This is a genomic window from Pseudomonas sp. NPDC086581 (assembly GCF_044746165.1).
Classification (GTDB): Bacteria; Pseudomonadota; Gammaproteobacteria; order Pseudomonadales; family Pseudomonadaceae; genus Pseudomonas.
In genome coordinates this window covers 562838-578369 of the sequence record NZ_JBIVBR010000001.1, presented here as the reverse complement: position 1 = coordinate 578369, position 15532 = coordinate 562838, and the positions used below count along the sequence as shown (strand labels likewise).

General features: G+C 66.5%; 13 protein-coding genes. 8 read left to right on the top strand and 5 right to left on the bottom strand.

Translation table 11 applies throughout. The annotated features are described in order from the left end of the window. Positions 1–5: 5 nt before the first annotated feature. Both ACIPK7_RS02830 and putP read left to right on the top strand, forming a co-directional pair. Positions 6–755: a helix-turn-helix domain-containing protein gene (locus ACIPK7_RS02830; protein WP_401085095.1), complete on the top strand. Its 750-nt coding sequence runs from the start codon at positions 6–8 to the stop codon at positions 753–755. A 792-nt stretch (positions 756–1547) separates the two neighbouring features. After that, complete coding sequence (gene putP, locus ACIPK7_RS02825; RefSeq protein WP_192430712.1) at positions 1548–3065, top strand: sodium/proline symporter PutP; 1518 nt, start codon at positions 1548–1550, stop codon at positions 3063–3065. Positions 3066–3214: 149 nt separating this feature from the next. Here the strand turns inward: putP and ACIPK7_RS02820 are convergent, their stop codons facing one another. Together ACIPK7_RS02820 and ACIPK7_RS02815 are read right to left on the bottom strand one after the other, a co-directional pair. Continuing rightward, entirely contained in the window at positions 3215–4411 is a 1197-nt protein-coding gene (locus ACIPK7_RS02820; RefSeq protein ID WP_401085092.1) for a sugar transporter, read from the bottom strand. Between the two features lie 159 nt (positions 4412–4570). After that, positions 4571–5485 (bottom strand): LysR substrate-binding domain-containing protein, encoded by a 915-nt coding sequence (locus ACIPK7_RS02815; protein ID WP_401085090.1) that lies wholly within the window; start codon positions 5483–5485, stop codon positions 4571–4573. A gap of 139 nt (positions 5486–5624) precedes the next feature. Here ACIPK7_RS02815 and ACIPK7_RS02810 point away from each other — a divergent pair, with 139 nt between their 5' ends. Genes ACIPK7_RS02810 through ACIPK7_RS02800 form a run of 3 tightly spaced genes read left to right on the top strand, consistent with a single transcriptional unit; the run spans position 5625 to position 6831 of the window. After that, positions 5625–6263, top strand: a complete 639-nt coding sequence (locus tag ACIPK7_RS02810; protein WP_401085087.1) for an FMN-dependent NADH-azoreductase — start codon at positions 5625–5627, stop codon at positions 6261–6263. Further along, positions 6263–6571, top strand: a complete 309-nt coding sequence (locus ACIPK7_RS02805; RefSeq protein ID WP_401085084.1) for a DMT family transporter — start codon at positions 6263–6265, stop codon at positions 6569–6571. The genes ACIPK7_RS02810 and ACIPK7_RS02805 overlap by 1 nt, the downstream gene beginning before the upstream one ends. Before the next feature lie 38 nt (positions 6572–6609). Continuing rightward, positions 6610–6831 carry a VF530 family DNA-binding protein gene (locus tag ACIPK7_RS02800; RefSeq protein WP_024765559.1) on the top strand — a complete coding sequence of 74 codons (222 nt, stop codon included), beginning with the start codon at positions 6610–6612 and terminating at the stop codon, positions 6829–6831. 23 nt (positions 6832–6854) lie between these two features. Here the strand turns inward: ACIPK7_RS02800 and ACIPK7_RS02795 are convergent, their stop codons facing one another. After that, the gene (locus ACIPK7_RS02795; protein ID WP_401085082.1) at positions 6855–9971 is read right to left on the bottom strand and encodes a transglycosylase domain-containing protein; all 3117 of its coding nucleotides are present in this window, start codon (positions 9969–9971) and stop codon (positions 6855–6857) included. A gap of 230 nt (positions 9972–10201) precedes the next feature. On the opposite strand from ACIPK7_RS02795, the gene ACIPK7_RS02790 reads away from it, so the two are divergent. From ACIPK7_RS02790 to ACIPK7_RS02780, 3 genes are all read left to right on the top strand, one after another. Beyond that, complete coding sequence (locus tag ACIPK7_RS02790; RefSeq protein WP_401085079.1) at positions 10202–10471, top strand: hypothetical protein; 270 nt, start codon at positions 10202–10204, stop codon at positions 10469–10471. A gap of 35 nt (positions 10472–10506) precedes the next feature. Beyond that, the gene (locus ACIPK7_RS02785) at positions 10507–11184 is read left to right on the top strand and encodes a class I SAM-dependent methyltransferase (RefSeq protein ID WP_401085077.1); all 678 of its coding nucleotides are present in this window, start codon (positions 10507–10509) and stop codon (positions 11182–11184) included. A gap of 325 nt (positions 11185–11509) precedes the next feature. Next, positions 11510–12889 carry an amino acid permease gene (locus tag ACIPK7_RS02780; protein WP_401085074.1) on the top strand — a complete coding sequence of 460 codons (1380 nt, stop codon included), beginning with the start codon at positions 11510–11512 and terminating at the stop codon, positions 12887–12889. A 59-nt stretch (positions 12890–12948) separates the two neighbouring features. Here ACIPK7_RS02780 and ACIPK7_RS02775 read toward each other — a convergent pair whose 3' ends face one another. Continuing rightward, complete coding sequence (locus ACIPK7_RS02775; RefSeq protein ID WP_401085071.1) at positions 12949–13323, bottom strand: 5-carboxymethyl-2-hydroxymuconate Delta-isomerase; 375 nt, start codon at positions 13321–13323, stop codon at positions 12949–12951. A gap of 296 nt (positions 13324–13619) precedes the next feature. Further along, entirely contained in the window at positions 13620–15530 is a 1911-nt protein-coding gene (locus ACIPK7_RS02770; RefSeq protein WP_401085068.1) for a M48 family metallopeptidase, read from the bottom strand. Between the last annotated feature and the right edge of the window lie 2 nt (positions 15531–15532).

The window sequence follows — 15532 nt, the reverse complement described above, 5'->3', positions numbered from 1 at the left end:
GCGCCATGTTCAATACCCGCCTCGCCACGCTGTCCGACCAGACCGACCAGCACGCCCATGACCATCACCAGTTGGTGATGTCCCTGAGCGGCCGCGCGGAATTCGAGATCGGCGGCGCCGGTGGCGAGGTCTGCCGGATGCGCGCCTGCCTGGTGCCGGGTGATGTTGCCCACGAGTTCGCCGGGCTCGGCGACAACCGCATGCTGATCCTCGATCTGAACGAGGCCGGCACCGGCGAGCAGGATCGCGAGCTACTGGCGCGGTTGTTCGAGATGCCGCGCTACCCGACCCTGGATGCGGACTTCCAGCACCTGCTCAGCTACGCCGGCGCGGAGATCGCCCGCTACGGCGATGACCCATTGCTCGCCCGCGCCCTCGGCGGCGTGCTGCTGCGCGCGCTGCACCTGCGTCTGTTCGGCGAGGACCGCGCGCCGCGCCAGGGGCCGCTGGACCTGGAGCGGCTGGACGGCTATATCGCCGACCACCTGTCGCGGCGTATCACGGTGGCGGAGCTTGCGCAGGTGGCCTGCCTGAGCCCCAGTCACTTCCACGCGCAGTTCAAGGACCGCGTCGGCCTCACGCCGCACCAGTACCTTTTGCGCCAGCGCCTGGATCGCGCTGCGCGCCTGCTGCGCGAAACCGATCTGCCGCTGGTCGGCGTGGCCGGCGAATGCGGCTTTTCCAGCCAGAGCGCGCTGACCACCGCGATGCGCCGATACCTCGGCTTGACCCCAGGCAGCCTGCGCCGCTGCTGAATCCGTCGGCCTGCGCGACCTGGATTGCTGATCGAACCGTCAATTGTCGACCTTCGGGTGTCGGAGTCTTTTGCAAGAACTCCAGAGCTTTCAGCAAGAATTCCGTTGGGTGCAACCCATAGAGTCCGCCCACCGTGTTGCAGGTGCAACCCGGTCATACCAAGAACAACAGCCAGCTCGATACGCGGGAGGGGCAGCATGCCCATCACCGGTTCTGCATTTGCTTGTAGCGCGCCCGCACCTGGCTGCGCGATCGCTGTCATTGCACAGCCCGCCACGGCCCGGCCCGCAGCGCCAGCCCGTGGTCCTGCGCCGTCCGCCCTCGGACCAGCGGCGCCATTCGCTCCGGTGCTTTCTGTACAATCCGCGCCCTCGTGCGCCGGCCACCCCCTGCCGCACCTCCATGCGCGCGTGAACCCAGTTTCGAATCGCTCCGGCCTGCCGTGCCGCCTGTCCATGGGACGGCGTGCTCCGCATTTCCGGAGTGCTGGCGCCGACTCCGGCGCCTGATGGATCACCGGGCCCAGCCCGGGAAACGGCCCGCACCTCGCTTACCGGCGAAGGCGGGGCGGAAGTCGCCGTGGTGAGACGGTGGCTGCAGGAAGACGCCAGCAAGGACGAGGGCGTGCCTGCGTCGGGAGGCGTAGCGGTTCGGTGCCGGTTTGGCCCCACGCGCAACCCGGTCTGCTTGTGAGCAAGCGCTAACCGGTCGGCGTCAACCACGCCGGCTGCCAGACAAGGGCCCGCGATACCCCGCGAGCCCGGATAAAAACAAGCTGTAGGGGAGTCCCCATGAGCGTCAACACGCCAACACTGATCACCTTCGTGATCTACATCGCGGCCATGGTTCTGATCGGCCTGGCTGCCTATCGTTCGACCAACAACTTCTCCGACTACATCCTCGGTGGCCGCAGCCTCGGCAGCTTCGTCACCGCGCTGTCGGCCGGTGCCTCGGACATGAGCGGCTGGCTGCTGATGGGGCTGCCGGGCGCCATCTACCTGTCGGGCATCTCGGAAAGCTGGATCGCCATCGGCCTGATCTGCGGCGCCTACCTGAACTGGCTGTTCGTCGCCGGCCGCCTGCGCGTGCACACCGAGCACAACGGCAACGCACTGACCCTGCCGGACTACTTCAGCACCCGCTTCGAGGACAACAGCCGCATCCTGCGCGTGATCTCCGCGCTGGTGATCCTGGTGTTCTTCACCATCTACTGCGCCTCCGGCATCGTCGCCGGCGCCCGCCTGTTCGAAAGCACCTTCGGCATGTCCTACGAGACCGCCCTGTGGGCCGGTGCCGCCGCGACCATCGCCTACACCTTCGTCGGTGGCTTCCTGGCGGTGAGCTGGACCGACACCGTGCAGGCTTCGCTGATGATCTTCGCGCTGATCCTCACCCCGGTGATCGTGCTGTTCGCCACCGGCGGCGTGGAGCCGACCTTCGCGGCCATCGAGCTGAAGGACGCGGCCAACTTCGACATGTTCAAGGGCGCTTCCTTCGTCGGCGTGCTGTCGCTGATGGCCTGGGGGCTGGGCTACTTCGGCCAGCCGCACATCCTGGCGCGCTTCATGGCCGCTGATTCGGTGAAGTCGATTCCGGCTGCCCGCCGCATCTCCATGACCTGGATGATCCTCTGCCTGGGCGGCGCGGTCGCCGTGGGCTTCTTCGGCATCGCCTACTTCCAGGCGCACCCGGAGCAGGCCGGTGCCGTGGGCGAGAACCACGAGCGCGTGTTCATCGAGCTGGCGAAGATCCTCTTCAACCCGTGGATCGCCGGCATCCTGCTGTCCGCCATCCTCGCCGCGGTGATGAGCACACTGAGCTGCCAGCTGCTGGTGTGCTCCTCGGCGCTGACCGAAGATTTCTACAAGGCCTTCCTGCGCAAGAACGCCAGCCAGCTGGAGCTGGTGTGGGTCGGTCGTGCCATGGTGCTGCTGGTGGCGCTGGTGTCCATCGCCCTGGCCGCCAACCCGGACAACCGCGTCCTGGGCCTGGTGTCCTACGCCTGGGCCGGCTTCGGCGCCGCTTTCGGTCCGCTGGTGCTGTTCTCCGTACTGTGGAAGGGCATGACCCGCAATGGCGCGCTGGCCGGCATCATCGTCGGCGCGGTCACCGTGATCGTCTGGAAGCAGTTCGGCTGGCTTGGCCTGTACGAGATCATTCCGGGCTTCATCCTCTCCAGCGTTTCCATCGTGGTCTTCAGCCTGCTCGGCTCCGCGCCGTCCAAGGCGATGATCCAGCGCTTCGAGGAAGCCGAGGCGGAATACGCCGAAGCCACTCAGTCGACCGGCACTGCCGTGACCAGCCGCTGAGACTTCGCTGAATGAAAAAGGCCGCGCTCCGTGAGGGGCGCGGCCTTTTTTGTGGCTCTCTTATCGGGGTGAGCTACGGGTCTCCCTGTAGGAGCGCGCCATGCGCGTGGTCGCGGGCATGGCCCGCACCTACAGGGAACACCGATGTTTCAGTGCGAGGCGTGCCCGCCGTTCATCGCCACCGCGTAGCGCCAGCAGGCGAACAGGCACAGCAGCAGGCCGACCACCGCCAGCGCGCCACCGACGTAGCCGATCCATTCCAGCCCCATACCCACCGCCACGCGGCTGCCCAGCAACGCGCCGCCGCCGATGCCGACGTTGTACAGGCCGGAGAACATCGCCATGGCCACGTCAGTGGCGTCATGGGCGAGCTGCAGCACCTTCGCCTGCAACGCCAGGCCGAAGCAGAGGATCGCCGCCCCCCAGAACAGGCTGAGGCCCAGCAGCGCCGTGGGCGAATGGGCCAGCGGCATCAGCAGCAGGAGCGAGCCGCCGAGCACGGCGATGGCCATGCACGGGAAGGCTCGCGGGAAGCGTTCGCTGTAGCGGCTGAAGAGGATCGAGCCGAACATCCCGGCGCCGCCGAACAGCAGCAGGAGCAGGGTGGTCTTGTGGCTGTCCAGCGCGGCGACTTCCCGCGCGAACGGCTCGATGTAGCTGTAGGCGGTGAACTGCGCGGTGATCACCAGCACGGTGAGCACGTACATCGACACCAGCGCCGGGCGGCGCAACAGCAGCGGCAGGCTGCGCAGCGAGCCGGAGTTCTGGCTCGGCAGCAGCGGCAGCGCACGGCCCAGCCAGAGCACCACGACCACCGAGACGCCGGCAATCGCCAGGAAGGTGGTGCGCCAGCCCATCGCTTCGCCCAGCACGCGGCCCAGCGGGATGCCCAGCACCATCGCCAGGATGGTCCCGGTTGCCAGCAGGCCGAGGGCTTTCGCCTGTTGGCCCGGCGGCGCTACGCGCACCGCGAGCGACGCGGTGATCGACCAGAACACCGCATGGGCGAAGGCGATGCCGAAGCGGCTGATCATCAGCACCGTGAAATTCCAGGCGAAGCCGGAGAGCACGTGACTGACGATGAACAGGCAGAAGATCACTACCAGCAGGCGCCGGCGCTCCATGTTGCGGGTCAGCTGCATCAGCGGTAGCGAGGCCAGCGACACCACCCAGGCGTAGAGCGTGAGCATCAGGCCGGTCTGTTCCGGACGCATGTCGAAGCTCGCGCCGATGTCGCTGAGCAGGCCCACCGGGACGAACTCGGTGGTGTTGAAGATGAAGGCGGCGATGGCCAGGGCGATGACGTTCAGCCAACTGCCGGAGCGGGTTTCTTGCGCGGTGGTCATGGGAATCCTGAGGTGAAGTTGGGCTCAGGCCGTGCCTGGGGATCACGCGCGGGGCGTGTCGCGGGCAAAGAAGAATTGTTGTTGCGGCAGGCGTGATTCTACCCACGGGTTGCCCGTCGCGCACGGCGAATGCCTTCCGGCGCGGGCGCAGCGGCAGGCTCAGGCGGCGTTGTCGATCAGCGGGTCGGCGGCTTGCGCGGCTTCCTCGGCCAGCCAGTCGAGGAACGCCCGCACCGGCGGGTGGCGCTCGCGGCCCGGCACGCAGAGCGCGGTATAGCGGGCGCCGGGCACGTTGATGTCGGGGCGGTAGGGCGCCAGCAGGCCTTTCTCCACGCTCTCGGACACCAGCAACGAACTGGCCAGCACCAGTCCCTGGCCTGCGATTGCCGCCTGCAGGGCATAGAACTCCTCGTCGTATTCGCGCTGTACCGCCTGGGCCAGCAGGCATTCCTCGCCGGCCACCTGGCACCAGGCCTTCCAGCCACGCTCGTAGAGCTCGGAGTTGTGCCAGCGCACGCTGATCATCTCCGGCACTTCCACGTCCGCGGTAGCCACCAGCGCCGGCGCGCCGTACACCGCGAAGCGCTCGGCCAGCAGGAACTGGTTGTGCATGCGCGGGTAGTCGCCGAAGCCGTAGCGGATCGCCAGGTCGACACTGGCGTCCTGCTGCAGGTCGAGCAGCTCGCACTGGCTGTCCAGGCGCAGGCGGATGTGCGGGTAGCGCGCGTAGAAGCGGCCCAGGCGCGGTACCAGCCACAGCGCGGCGAAGGCCGGCGTGGTGGAGATCGTCAGGCTGCTGGCATTGCGTTGCGGGCGCAGGCTGTCCACCGATTGCGACACCTCCAGCAGCGCGCCGTGCAGGCTGCGGAACAGTCGCTCGCCGGCTTCGGTCAGGCGCACCTGGCGCGGCAGGCGCTCGAACAGCGGCAGGCCCAGCCATTCCTCCAGCGCGCGTACCTGGTGGGAGACCGCCGTGGGCGTCACCGCCAGTTCCTGGGCGGCGGCCTTGAAGCTCAGCTGGCGCGCGGCGGATTCGAAGGTGCGCAGGGCGGGAAGCGGCAGGTTGGCGAACATGGTGTGCTCCATGGATGAGTTGAATTCATCTGGAAGGAAATCCCCTCAGTTGTCCGGCCATACGGCTGGAAATAGCTTTGGCGGCAACAGGAGGCCAATCAGGCCTTCCGCAGTGTACACCTTCAGCAAGGAACGACAGATGAACAGGATTCTCGCCATTCACGCCAGCCCCCGCGCCGACCGCTCGCATTCCCGTCGCCTGGCCGAGGGCTTTCTTTCGGCGCTGCCGCAGGCGCAACTCACCCGCCGCGAGGTCGGCCGTGCCGATCTGCCCCACGTCAGCGAAGGCTTCATTGCCGCCGCCTTCCATCCTGAGCCCGACAATCGCCCGGCCGAGTTGCAGGCCGAATTGGCGCTGAGCGAAACGCTGGTGGACGAGCTGCTCGCCCACGACCTGCTGGTGATCTCCACCCCCATGTACAACTTCAGCGTGCCCAGCGGGCTGAAGGCCTGGGTCGACCAGATCGTCCGCATCGGCCGCACCTTCGATCTGCACCTGAAGGACGGCGAGGCGGAGTACGAACCGTTGCTCAAGGGGCGCAAGGCGCTGATCGTCACCAGTCGCGGCGGCGCCGGCATGGGGCCGGGTGGCGAGCTGGAATGGATGAACCACGCCGACGCCTGGCTGCGCGTGGCGCTGGGCTTCCTCGGTATCGAGGATGTGCAGGTGATCGCCGCCGAGGGTGAGGAAGGCAATCCCGAAGCTTTCCGCACATCCTATCAACAGGCCGAAAAGGCCCTGGCCGATCTCGCCGAGAGCGAGTGGGCGCGTGCGTGATGGCCTGGGCGATGCTGATGGTGGCGGCGGTGTTCGAGGTGATGTTCGCGGTGTCGATGAAGTACGCCGAGGGCTTCACTCGACCGCTGCCGACCCTGGTGACGGTGGTCGCGGTGATCGGCGGGATCTTCTTCCTCACCCTGGCGATGCGCCAGTTGCCGGTGAGCATCGCCTACCCGATCTGGACGGCCATCGGCACGCTGGGCACGGTGTTCTTCGGCTTCGTGCTGCTGGGCGAGACGCTGACCCTGACCAAGCTGGCGTCGGTCGCCCTGATCGTGGCGGGCGTGGCCGGGTTGCGGGCCTGATGCTAAGGTGCCGCGCATTCTCCAACACGGCACCGAAGATGAACGACAAACCGAAGAACCCGCTGCATGGCGTGACCCTGGAAGCCATCCTCAACCAGTTGGTGGCGCAGTACGGCTGGGACGGACTGGCCAAGCGCATCGACGTGCGCTGCTTCAAGAACGACCCGAGCATCAAGTCCAGCCTGACCTTCCTGCGTCGCACGCCCTGGGCGCGGGAGCAGGTCGAGGCGCTGTACGTGAAGAGCGTCCAGGGCAAGTAACCGAGCGACTCGCTCCTACAGATCTAGCGCCAACTCACCCGTAGATTATCCAGCCGCTCCTGGCACCCGGTGCTGATCCCCGGCTCCAGGTAGCTGGTCAGCAGCGGCGCCATTCCCTTGAGCACTTGCACCGGTAGTGCCGAAGTGAACTTGAAGCCATCCGACTCGCTGCCGGCCACGTAGGCGGTGAGTGTGCCGAAGTGGCGCGGGCCGATGTAGAAGACGAAGGTTGCCGTGCGGTTCATCGCCTTGGAACTCTTCACCCAGCCACTGCGAGTGACGCTCTCGATGCGGTTGTCGCCGGTGCCGGTCTTGCCGCCCATCACCAGTGCATTGCCATCAGCCAGCTTGAAGGTGCCGGACAGACGCCGCGCAGTGCCCGCATCCACCACCTGGGATAGCGCAGTGCGCAGGGCCTGGGCCACTTCCGAGCGCATCACCTGGCGGCCGTTGCCGGATTCCGGACCCAGGGTGATTTCATAGGGCGTGGCGGCGGCGAAGTGGAGGCTATCGATGCGCAGGGTCGGCAGGCGCACGCCATCGTTGAGGATGATCCCCATCAGTTCCGCCAGCGCCGCCGGGCGGTCACCGGAGCTGCCCAGCGCGGTGGCCAGCGACGGCACCAGGTGGTCGAACGGATAGCCCAGGCGCTTCCACTGTTCATGCAGGTCGAGGAAGGCCTCCACCTCCAGCATGATGCGGATGCGCTTGTCGCGGGCATACTTGTGCCGCGACTTGAACAGCCAGCCATAGACTTCCTTGCGCTCCGCGCTGCTGGCGGCCACGGCGTCGGCGAAGGTCGCCGCCGGCTGGCGTTGCAGGTAGCCCAGCAGCCAGAGTTCCAGCGGGTGCACGCGGGCCACGTAGCCCTGGTCGTTGAGGTTGAAGGCACCCGGGCCATAGCGGGTATAGAGGTCCTCGATGCGCTTGTCGGTGAGCTTGTCGCCGGCGTACTTGCCCTGCTTCAGGCGATCCTGCAGGAAGGCGGCGAAGGTCGGGACATCCGCCTGCGGCTGCAGGTAGCGGTGGATCGCCGCCAGCCGCACCGGCCAGGCGCGCAGGCCGTCGAGGAAGGTGCTCAGGCGCGCGTCGTTGTCCTTGCCCTTGTACTTCTGCCAGAAGCGCAGCAGGTAGACCTGACTTTCCTTGTCGACGAAGCGGTCTAGGTAGTCCTGCCGACGCGGGTCCTTGTCGTCGGCCAGCACGGCGACCTTGCTGCCCTCGTTGGCGTAGATGTCGTGACGCACCAGGTCGCGCAGCAGGCGCACGAAGGGCAGGTTGATCGACTCGCGCAGGGCGTCCTGCAGGGTCGGGATGCGGCCGTTGTCTTCCTTGCGGAAGTTGCTGAAGGTGTGGATGCCGCCGCCGGTGAAGAAGCTCTCGTAGGGGCTGGCGGAATACTTGCGCTGCAGCGCAGCGGCGAGCATGTCCGGCAGGTCGCGGTCCTTGGCGGCGATCAGGTAGTCGATGGACCAGCGGGTGAGGAAGTCCAGCGGCTCCACCGGCACCTTCTTCAGTTCCGCCACGCTCATCGGCGAGTACAGCTGGTGCAGGTCGGCGATGGTTTCCAGGTAGGTGGACAGTACGCGCAGCTTGGCGGTGGAACCCAGCTCCAGCTTGCTGCCCTCGTTGATATCGAAGGGTTGCTCGGTGCTGTCGGTCTGCACGCGCACGCGGTTGCCGCTGGGAGTGCGCTCGAACAGGGTGAAGCTGTAGCGCACGTCTTTGGTCTTGTCCTTGGACAGCAGGTGTTCGCCGAACAGGCCGATCTGCTCGGCGAATTCCGGGTCGGACAGATGCCGCAGATAACCGGTGACCTGCTCCTGCAACTCATGCTGCAGGGTGGTGGTGAAGCTCATGTCGAAGCGGTCGAGGTCATACAGCGGCACGTCGAGCATGCCGGCCAGGCGGGTGCGCGCCAGGCCTATGCCCTTGTTGTTCTCCAGCGGGGTGAAGCTCGGTTCGCTGCGAGGGTCGCGGAACGTCAGTTTCTGCTTGAGCGCGGCGTCGCGCAGCTCGGGGGCGATCACATTGTTCTGCGCCAGCAGGCGCAGGTAGCTGTCGGTCAGCACGGCGAGCTGGTCGCGGCCGCGCGCCAGATACCAGGACGGCCGGCGATGGGCGATCATCAGCGACACTACCTGGCGCAGCGCCTTGCCCTGGGCGGCCAGTTCGGCGCCGGAGCCGGGCGGGGCGTTGAGCAGCTTGTTGACCTGCTGGTAGTCGGCGCCGTACCAGATCCACAGCCCGTCCGGCAGGCCACTGACTTCGCCATAGCCCGGTTGCGCCGAGAGTGGTACGGAGTTGAGGTAGGTGAGAGCGACGTTGCGCCGCGCGGCCATATTCTCCGCGCCGTTCTGGTAGGTGCGCACGCTGGCCGAAGCCATCTGCCGCAGCTTGTCGGTGATGGAGTTGGTGCGGCCATCCTCGGAGTGGCGGTACTTCTCGATCTGCGTGGCGAGGGTGCTGCCGCCGGGCGCGTGGTTGCCCAGGCCGACCAGCTTGCCCACCTGCGCTACCGAAGCCTGGGTGAAGCGGCTCCAGTCGATGGCCGGGTTCAGGTAGGGACGGTCGGGGTCGAGCAGATCGCGGTTCTCGATGTACAGCAGGCTGTTGACGATGGCCGGCGAGATGCTCTCGAAGTTGGCGTAGAGCCGCTGCGGGTAGCGGAAGTTGTAGATCGGCAGGCCGCGGCAGTCGGCGATGTCGACGCCGGCCTGGGCCTTCTCCGGGTAGGGCGGGAACATGCCGTGGCTGGTGTACTGCATCAGCGGGTCGGAGAAGCGCGCCTGGCTCAGGGTGACGAAATTGCGCTCGTGCAGGCGCCCGAGGAAGCTCGGCAGTTGTTGGTAACCTAGGCGCCGGTCGAAGGGGCCGCCCTGGGGATAGACCACGTCGCCGGTGCCACCCTGTTCCAGGCTCCAGGTCAGCCCGGTGGCGTAGCGTGCCAGCTCGCGCGCCTGTAGCTTGGAGGTGCGCGCTTCATAGAGCAGCGCCGCGCCCATGGCGGCCAGCAACGGCAGGAGAAATAGGAAGAGGATGAGGAAACGGTGGTGATGCACTTTCTGCGGGGAAAGGCCGGGCCCCAGACTTCCCGGTTGACCTGCCACTTGCGTACCGGAATGCTTCGAGTTGCCCATCTCCACGCCCCGCCCTTGCTTGTACGACAGCCCAGGTAGCGGACTCCGCCCACGTGATGGCCGGCGCCATCCTGGCGCCGCGAAAGCCGCTTCCCCCGCGGCTTTCCTAACTTCCAGCGTAGTCGGCGGCAAGAAAACTGCGCACCGGCTGGCACCGTTCACGACCGTGCGGATTGATTTGCCGACGGCCAGCAGGTGCAATGTACTGACTTCGACAGGAACCCTTGCCCATGCGTTCGCCTTTTCTGCCTTGCCGCCTGCCCCATGTTCTGCCTCTGGCCGCGCTGCTGCTGGCGTCCTTGAGCGCCCAGGCGGCGCCCATGCCGTTCTACCGCTGGCAGAGCAAGCTCGATGGCGCCTACACCTGCCAGCAGACGTCGCCGGGCAGTGGCTGGCAGAAGATCGGCGGGCCGTTCCGCGACGCCGGCTGCCGCGAAGCGCTCCCGCAGACCCCGCCGCCCAAGGGGTTGGCGGTGCCCAAGGTGCTCAGGGGGCAGTAGTCCGCGTTCGCTTGCCCCCATGCACGGAGCTCACCATGACCGACCACGACGCCCGAATCCGCCAAAGCTGGCAGGCCAACGCCGAGGCCTGGACCCGTGCGGTGCGCGAGCAACGCATCGAGAGCCGTCGACTGGTGACTGACGCGGCGATCCTCGGCGCCATCGCCGATGGCTCGGCGCAGCGCGTGCTCGATATCGGCTGCGGCGAAGGCTGGTTGTGTCGCGCGCTGGCTGAGCGGGGCAGCGAATGCGTCGGCGTGGATGCTTCGGCGCCGCTGATCGATTCGGCGCAGGCGGCAGGCGGCGCACGCTTCGAGGTGATGGACTACTCGGCGCTGATCGAGTCCGGTAGCAGCCTGGGACAGTTCGACGTACTGGTGTGCAACTTCACGCTGCTCGACGAGTACATTGCGCCCTTGCTCGGCGCAATGCGCGAGCGGCTCAACCCCGGCGGGCGGCTGCTGATCCAGACCGTTCACCCCTGGGCCGCTTGCGGCGACGAGCCTTATGCCGATGGCTGGCGGCTGGAAACCTTCGCCGCCTTCGGGGGAGAATTCAGCTCGCCGATGCCCTGGTTCTTCCGCACCCTGGAGTCCTGGCTGGCGCTGCTGGCCGCCAGCGGCTGGCGTTTGCGGCAGTTGCGTGAACCGCGCCATCCGGGCACCGGCCAGCCCTGCTCGTTGTTGCTGGAATTGCAGCCGCTGGCGGGCTGAATCGCTCTAAAACGGCCCTGGCCGGGCATGTGGATGTGGCAATACGCCGCTATTCCTTTGGTCACATTGCACCTTGATGGTGCAGACGTTTCCTACACACTTGTGTAACACTCGCCCGCGACCTCAGCCGTGGTCCTCCCGCAATGCCCACGTCCGCTTCACAAGAGCGGGCAGCCTCTTCCGGTGTGCCGTCCTGGAACTGCCAGACACTTCTCTCTCCGTGCCGCCCGGCGCGGTGGCGAAGCCTTTCCGGTGGTTCCGCACCCTGACTGCACTCAGAGTCCGCAGCTGATTAATCCCAAGAACAAAATGAGGTTGCATCACCATGTCGTCCCACGATCTCCAAAGGGATCTCAACGAGCGGCACATCCGTCTCATGGCCCTCGGCGCCTGCATCGGCGTCGGCCTGTTCCTCGGCTCCGCCAAGGCCATCCAGATGGCCGGCCCGGCCATCATGCTCTCCTACATCATCGGCGGTCTCGCCATCCTCGTGATCATGCGCGCCCTCGGCGAGATGGCCGTGCACAATCCCGTGGCCGGCTCCTTCGCCCGCTACGCGCAGGACTACCTCGGCCCGCTGGCCGGCTACCTGACCGGCTGGAACTACTGGTTCCTCTGGCTGGTGACCTGCGTTGCAGAGATCACCGCGGTGGCCATCTACATGGGCATCTGGTTCCCCGACGTGCCGCGCTGGATCTGGGCGCTGGCCGCGCTGGCGAGCATGGGCACCATCAACCTCATCGCCGTGCGCGCCTTCGGTGAGTTCGAGTTCTGGTTCGCGCTGATCAAGATCGTCACCATCGTCGCCATGATCCTGGCCGGCGCCGGCATGATCTTCTTCGGCCTGGGCAACGGCGGCATCGCCACCGGCATCTCCAACCTGTGGAGCAACGGCGGCTTCATGCCCCATGGCATCACCGGCGTGCTGATGTCGCTGCAGATGGTGATGTTCGCTTACCTGGGCGTGGAGATGATCGGTCTCACCGCCGGTGAAGCGAAGAACCCGCAGAAGACCATCCCCGGTGCGATCAACTCGGTGTTCTGGCGCATCCTGCTGTTCTATGTGGGCGCGCTGTTCGTGATCATGTCCATCTACCCGTGGAACGAGATCGGCACCCAGGGCAGCCCCTTCGTGATGACCTTTGAGCGCATGGGCATCAAGACCGCCGCCGGCATCATCAACTTCGTGGTGATCACCGCCGCGCTGTCGTCCTGCAACGGTGGCATCTTCAGCACCGGCCGCATGCTCTACAGCCTCGCCCAGCATGGCCAGGCGCCGGCCGTGTTCGCCAAGACCTCGAAGGGCGGCGTGCCGCGCAATGCGCTGCTGCTGTCGATCTTCGCGCTGCTGCTGGGCGTGCTGCTGAACTATCTGGTACCCGAGAAGGTGTTCACCTGGGTGACCTCCATCGCCACCTTCGGTGCGATCTGGACCTGGGCGATGATCCTGCTGGCGCAGCTGAAATTCCGCCGCGGCCTCTCCGCCGCCGAAGCCGGCAAGCTGCAGTTCAGGATGTGGCTGTACCCGCTCAGCTCCTACCTCGCCATGGCCTTCCTGGTGCTGGTGGTGGTGCTGATGGCCTTCTTCGAGGACACCCGCATCGCGCTGTACATCGGCCCGGCGTTCCTGGTGCTGCTGACGGTGCTGTACTACGCGCTGAATCTGGCTCCCAAGGAGCAGAACAGCGTTGCCAGCCGTGCCTGATGCTCGGTTGAGCGAATGAAAAAGGGCCTCTTCGGAGGCCCTTTTCTTTTGCCTGGTGATTACGCCGTGGGCAGGCTGCCGGCCATGCGCGTGAGGCTGCGGTCGAGTTCGGTGACTTCCAGTTGCAGGCCCACGGGGCGTTTTTCAATGAGCGCGGCCAGGGTCTGCTCGGCGGTGGCGAACAGGGTATCGACGATGCGCTGGCGCAGCTCCTGCGGGCGGCCGGGGGCGATGCGGATGTGGATATTGATGAAGGCTTCGTTCCGGGTGTCGGCGCCGACGTGATGCTGGTCGATGGCGCGGGCGAAGGTGCGCAGGCCGTTCAGGGGAAATACCCCCAGACTTATTGCCGCTTCGTGGAGCTTGCGGGGCAGTTCCAGTGGGCGTAGGTCGTCGGTGAGGTTGGCGGTGTAGTCGATGGCGATGTGGGGCATGGGGGCAGTCCGGCATCAGTGATGCCAGTCATCCTAGGGCGATGGGCCCGCTGGGGATATGCGGGTGACTACGTATTTGACGGGGCCGACCTGCAGAAGCACCCGCGAGCGCGATCGGGGTCTCCATCCACGTCGAATATATGGGCGAAGCATCAACGTAGGATGGCCTGGAGCGAAGCGATACCCATCGCTTCCTGTGCACCGAAGCAGCATGGGTATCGCAAGCTCCACCCATCCTACGAATGCGTTCACTGCGGAGGGCGGCAGAGAAGATTCGCTGCGGGGTTGGGGACGTTTCATCCCGCCAGCAAGGGCGGCATTGGGCAGTCCAGGATATCCGCCACCGCGCGCATCAGCTCCGCCTCGCCGGCAGTGATGTGGCCGTCGTGCTCGATGCAGCATGCCAGCGCCTTGAGCAGGTGCGGCTTCTGCAGTGGGCGCAGTTGCTCCAGTTGCTTTAGTGCGGTCTCAAGGTCGCGCAGACTGGCAGCAGCGGGGAGCGGCCGCGGCGCGAAGGGCAGGCCGCTCCAGGCATCGGCGAACGCCTGCTCGGTCTGCAGATCGCTGGTCTCCCCGACTCGGGCGAGGAAGGCCAGCAGCGTCGCGCAGGCTTCGGACAGCTCCGCCAACGCCACATTGCCGATCTTCCCGCTGCCGGGCCGCAGGTTGCGTTCGACGATGCGCAGCAGGGTCCACTCCAGCAGCTTCACCTTGCCGTCCAGCTTGATCAGCAGCGCCATGTTCTCGCGCAGGGCAAGGAAGGCCTTGGCGTCCAGCTGCTTGAGCGCCGGCATGGCCAGGTCCAGCAACGGCAGACGCTGGCCGGGGTCGAGCCGGAGCAGCGATTCCTCCAGCAGGTCCAGTTGCAGTGCCAGGCTCAGGTTCAGGCGCTGCTTGATCGCCTCCAGCTGACGCGCCCGCTGGCCGGGTTCGCTGTCCAGCAGCAGGCCGTAGACCAGCGCTTGCGCACCTTCACTGTCGTGGGCGGCGCGCTGCAGGCGCTCGTCCAGGCGCTGCAGGGTGCTGCGGGCTTCCTGCAGGTGCGCAACAGTGGGAGCACCGACAGCGGCGACGGCCACTTCCACGGCGCTGGGCTGGTAGGGCTGGCCGGTCACGGCAGCGGTCCAGGCGTCCTTGTTCATCAGCGCCACGTCCAGGCGCGGCTCGAACTTGGGGTAGCGACCATCCCAGCCCGGATCGACCCGGCGGATGCGGTCCTTGAGCGGCGGGTGGGTGTCGAACCAGCTGCTGCCCACGCCATCGCCGAAATACAGGTGGCTGAACTCGGCCGCGCGTGGTGCGCTGAGCAGGGCGCCCAGCGGGTTGCCGCCGATTTTCTTGAGCGCGCCGGCGATGGTCGAGGGATCGCGGGTGAACTGCACCGCCGAGGCATCGGCCAGGTACTCGCGCTGGCGACTCACCGATGCCTTGATCAGTTGGCCGAAGAAGGTGCCGACATAGCCCAGCACATAGAGCACCACGCCCGCGCCGATCACCAGCAGCACCACGCTGCCGCCACCGTCCTTGTTATTGCTGCTGCTCCGGCTGCTGGTGCGGACGCCGGTGCTGGTTTCGCTCCAGCCGCGCAGCAGCATCCCGCCGATCAGGCCGAGCAGGAGCATGCCGTGGAGCAGGGCGGTCAGCCGCGTGTTGAGCAGCATGTCGCCGTGGTGGATATGGCTGAATTCGTGGGCGATCACGCCCTGCAGCTCGTTGCGGTCGAGCTGCTCGATGGCGCCACGGGTGATGCCGATCACCGCGTCGCGTGGCGTCAGCCCGGCGGCGAAGGCGTTGATCGAGCCATCTTCCAGCACGTACACCGGCGGCACTGGCGAGCCGGAGGCCAGGGCCATTTCCTCGACGACGTTGAGCAGACGGCGTTCATCGGCGTTGCCGGCGCTGAGGTTGAGCAGGCGACCGCCGAGACTCTCGGCCACCACCTTGCCGCCTGCGCTCAACTGCACCTGCTTGTACAACGCGCCGAGGACGACCACGCCGATGATTACGGCGGCCACCGACAGGTACAGCTCCGGGTCGGGCAGGGAGGCGCGGGAGGTGAGGTGCAGCGCCGGTTCGCCCAGATGTCGCCAGAGCCAACCCAGAGCGACGCTGGTGATGGTGACCAGGCAGACCACTGCGACAGTCAGCAGCAGGACCAGGCGCCCGGTCTGCTTGCGGGCGCGGTCCTGGTGTTCGAAGAAGTTCATCG

Coding starts and splice junctions, on each gene's coding strand:
- ACIPK7_RS02830 (WP_401085095.1), top strand. CDS start 6: ATGTTCAATACCCGCCTCGCCACGCTGTCCGACCAGACCGACCAGCAC.
- ACIPK7_RS02770 (WP_401085068.1), bottom strand. CDS start 15,530: ATGAACTTCTTCGAACACCAGGACCGCGCCCGCAAGCAGACCGGGCGC.
- ACIPK7_RS02810 (WP_401085087.1), top strand. CDS start 5,625: ATGAACAGGATTCTCGCCATTCACGCCAGCCCCCGCGCCGACCGCTCG.
- ACIPK7_RS02785 (WP_401085077.1), top strand. CDS start 10,507: ATGACCGACCACGACGCCCGAATCCGCCAAAGCTGGCAGGCCAACGCC.
- ACIPK7_RS02805 (WP_401085084.1), top strand. CDS start 6,263: ATGGCCTGGGCGATGCTGATGGTGGCGGCGGTGTTCGAGGTGATGTTC.
- ACIPK7_RS02800 (WP_024765559.1), top strand. CDS start 6,610: ATGAACGACAAACCGAAGAACCCGCTGCATGGCGTGACCCTGGAAGCC.
- ACIPK7_RS02775 (WP_401085071.1), bottom strand. CDS start 13,323: ATGCCCCACATCGCCATCGACTACACCGCCAACCTCACCGACGACCTA.
- ACIPK7_RS02795 (WP_401085082.1), bottom strand. CDS start 9,971: ATGGGCAACTCGAAGCATTCCGGTACGCAAGTGGCAGGTCAACCGGGA.
- ACIPK7_RS02780 (WP_401085074.1), top strand. CDS start 11,510: ATGTCGTCCCACGATCTCCAAAGGGATCTCAACGAGCGGCACATCCGT.
- ACIPK7_RS02820 (WP_401085092.1), bottom strand. CDS start 4,411: ATGACCACCGCGCAAGAAACCCGCTCCGGCAGTTGGCTGAACGTCATC.
- ACIPK7_RS02790 (WP_401085079.1), top strand. CDS start 10,202: ATGCGTTCGCCTTTTCTGCCTTGCCGCCTGCCCCATGTTCTGCCTCTG.
- putP (WP_192430712.1), top strand. CDS start 1,548: ATGAGCGTCAACACGCCAACACTGATCACCTTCGTGATCTACATCGCG.
- ACIPK7_RS02815 (WP_401085090.1), bottom strand. CDS start 5,485: ATGTTCGCCAACCTGCCGCTTCCCGCCCTGCGCACCTTCGAATCCGCC.